This is a genomic window from Trabulsiella odontotermitis, assembly GCF_001188485.1.
Lineage (GTDB): Bacteria > Pseudomonadota > Gammaproteobacteria > Enterobacterales > Enterobacteriaceae > Trabulsiella > Trabulsiella odontotermitis_A.
In genome coordinates, this window is sequence record NZ_JNGH01000042.1 from 1 (window position 1) to 3,020 (window position 3,020).

Consider the following 3,020-nt stretch of genomic DNA (forward strand, 5'->3'; position numbering starts at 1 on the left):
GTTCCGGGCTGGCACCCAACAGCACGCCGCCGTCCGGCAGCGGAATGTGGAAGTTGTAGCTCGCCGGGTTCTGCGCGATCAGCCGCTCCAGCAGCGCCCCGCTGTCGAGCGGCGCATCGGTCGAAATGTCGATCAGACGGGACAGTACCACCTTGTCCACTTCCGGCGTGGCAGTGCGCTCAGCGGCGCGTTCCACCATCGTCATAAATGCCTCCTGCGCGGGAATTTCACGCCGCGCGGTGACGTTCATCTCCGGCAGTGCCGCGGCGTAACGCGCCGAATGCTGCTTACGGGTGCGTGAAAACGTCTGCCAGCTTTCAGGAATGAACAGTGCGGAAGGTTGCGAGGTATCAAACGGAATAGCCCCGACCATCACTGGCTTTTTTTNNCGCCTCATTAAAGGCGGCAGTTAAGGTTTGCTGGAAGGCACTTTTGAGATTGTCACCCCCCTCCACCGGCACGGTGATGCGGCGGAAGCAGCCGGACGTGGTAAAGCTTCGGTACGGCGACATAAAGAAAAAGCAGTCAGGCGACAGCGTGGTCGTCTCGTCCTGCACATCCTCAGCCAATGACGTTTCCATATCAATCCTCCAAAAACGATAAAGACATTAATAATGATTATCATTTGTATTTTTGTTCGGTAAGCTAAAAGCAAATGCACGGGATGTCAACCTGTCCGGCAACGTCTTGTGCGTCAAATGCTTGCAACCGTGACAGTGACTTGTGAAAATGAGACGCATTCACTTCCATAAAAAACAGGAACCTTATCCGTGAAAGTCCCTTCGTTGTGGCGTAACACTTTGCTGATTTCCGGCCTCTGGCTTTTAGGATTAGCCTCAGCCAGCGCGGCTGACTGGCCACGTCAGGTCACCGACAGCCGCGGCACGCAGACGCTTGAACACAAGCCGATGCGCATCGTCTCCCCNGGTCGTGGCCAGCGGCGCGACAACGCCCAACAACCGCGTTGCCGACGACCAGGGTTTTTTGCGCCAGTGGGGCGAGGTGGCGAAAGCGCGTAAGCTCGCGCGGCTGTACATTGGTGAACCGAGCGCGGAAGCGGTGGCCGCACAGATGCCGGATCTGATCCTCATCAGCGCCACCGGCGGTGACTCCGCGATTGCCCTTTACGATCAGCTTTCCGCCATCGCCCCGACGCTTATCATCAATTACGATGACAAGAGCTGGCAGGCACTGCTGGCACAGCTCGGCGCGATCACCGGCCAGGAAAAAGAGGCCGATGCGCGCATTGACAGCTTCAACCAACAGCTGGCGGTGCTGAAAAAGCAGATGACCCTGCCGCCGCAGCCGGTAAGCGCGCTGGTGTATACCGCCGCCGCGCATAGCGCCAACCTGTGGACGGCGGAATCAGCGCAGGGCAAGCTGCTGCATCAGCTTGGTTTTTCCCTCGCCCCGCTGCCCGCCGGGCTGCACACCAGCCAGAGTCAGGGCAAACGTCACGACATCCTGCAGCTTGGCGGCGAAAATCTGGCGACCGGGCTGAACGGTGAATCGCTGTTCCTGTTTGCCGGGGATCACAAAGACATTGAGGCGATTTACGCTGACCCGCTGCTCGCCCATCTGCCTGCGGTACAACACAAACAGGTGTATGCGCTCGGCACCGAAACCTTCCGCCTCGACTACTACAGCGCCATGCTGGTGCTGCAGCGTCTGGAAAAATTGTTTGGTTGAATATTCAGGCGGGCGCGTCCCGTCTGAACGTTCTTAGCTCCCGTAACAGCCCCACCAGCAACATGCCAACGCACGCCAGCGTCCAGCCGCTGGCGCTGGCGGNGTCAACAACATCACCCTGCCCGGTCGCGGCGTCTGCGCCAGTGTGCCGCTGGTCAGCGCGCCGAACGCTGCCCCGAGCGGGATCGCCGCATACAGCAGGCCGATTTGCGACGCCGACATCTGCCAGCCCTGCGCCAGCGCCGGGTAGAGCACGCGCACGGCGCTGGCCATGGTCAGCAGGCCGCCGAGCAATGCGATGCCGCCAATCAGCGGGTTGTGAAACAGAAAGCGGNTCGCCAGCAGCAGACCGCCAATCATCGGTGAAATCACCGATCCCAGACGCACCGTCAGCATGGTGATCGCCCCCGCCTGCATCAGGTTTTCCCGCCCGACCAGCGACGGTGTCGCCGCCAGCAGCGCAGTCACACCGATGGAAGCAAAAAAGCCGTCCCACAGGCCGAGCAGATAAATCGCCAACAACGACGGCTCCGGCAACAGCGCATTGAGCCACAAACCGAGAAAGCCGATGCCGCAGGTGCCGCGCGCCAGCAGGATCAGCGTTTTACGTTCATAACGATCCGCCAGCACGCCGCCCGTCATCAGACCGACAAACATCGCGCTGCCGGTCAGCGTCACCGACAGCCCCACCTGCCAGGTGGAGTGGGTCATCATCTGGATCTGCACCGGGATCGCCACGCCCAGCAGGCCGAGCGACAAAATAGAGATAAAGCGGGCAATAAACACGGCGCGATACGCCGGATGGGTCTTCAGCAGGCTCAGGTTGAGCAGCCAGGATTGTCGGTTCATGACGGTGCCTTGCGCTATTTTTCTTACCATTTCCGTGGTGGCACATGGTAACATAACCAAATAAGATCGATAACGATAATTACTATCATTATCATACTCATGGATGTGCCTATGTCATGCGCTAAAGCCGCGATGCGCGCCGTTGCCGTGCCCGGTTTGTTGATCCTGTTAGTTATTGCCGCTGCGCTCAGCCTGCTGATTGGGGCAAAACCGCTTCCCGTCAGCGTGATTGCCGACGCGCTGTCCGGCAGTTGTCAGACCGCCGATTGCACGATTGTGGCTGCTGGCAGGCGGCGCGCTGGGCCTTGCCGGGGCGCTGATGCAAACCCTGACCCGCAACCCGCTCGCCGACCCCGGTATTCTCGGCGTTAATGCCGGCGCCAGTTTCGCCATTGTGCTCGGCGCGGCGCTGCTCGGATTTTCTTCCCCTCAGGAACAGCTGATGATGGCTTTCAGCGGCGCACTGGCGGCATCGCTGCTGG

4 pseudogenes are annotated in these 3,020 nt (G+C 60.0%); 2 read left to right on the forward strand and 2 right to left on the reverse strand.

The features are described from left to right. A pseudogene (locus GM30_RS02875) lies at positions 1-581 on the reverse strand (chorismate-binding protein); the annotation flags it as partial. 189 nt (positions 582-770) lie between these two features. On the opposite strand from GM30_RS02875, the pseudogene fepB reads away from it, so the two are divergent. Further along, positions 771-1,689 (forward strand): annotated as a pseudogene (gene fepB, locus GM30_RS02880) (Fe2+-enterobactin ABC transporter substrate-binding protein). 63 nt (positions 1,690-1,752) lie between these two features. Here fepB and GM30_RS02885 read toward each other — a convergent pair. Then, positions 1,753-2,538 (reverse strand): annotated as a pseudogene (locus GM30_RS02885) (MFS transporter); the annotation flags it as partial. A 111-nt stretch (positions 2,539-2,649) separates the two neighbouring features. Here GM30_RS02885 and GM30_RS02890 point away from each other — a divergent pair. Then, a pseudogene (locus tag GM30_RS02890) lies at positions 2,650-3,020 on the forward strand (iron chelate uptake ABC transporter family permease subunit); the annotation flags it as partial.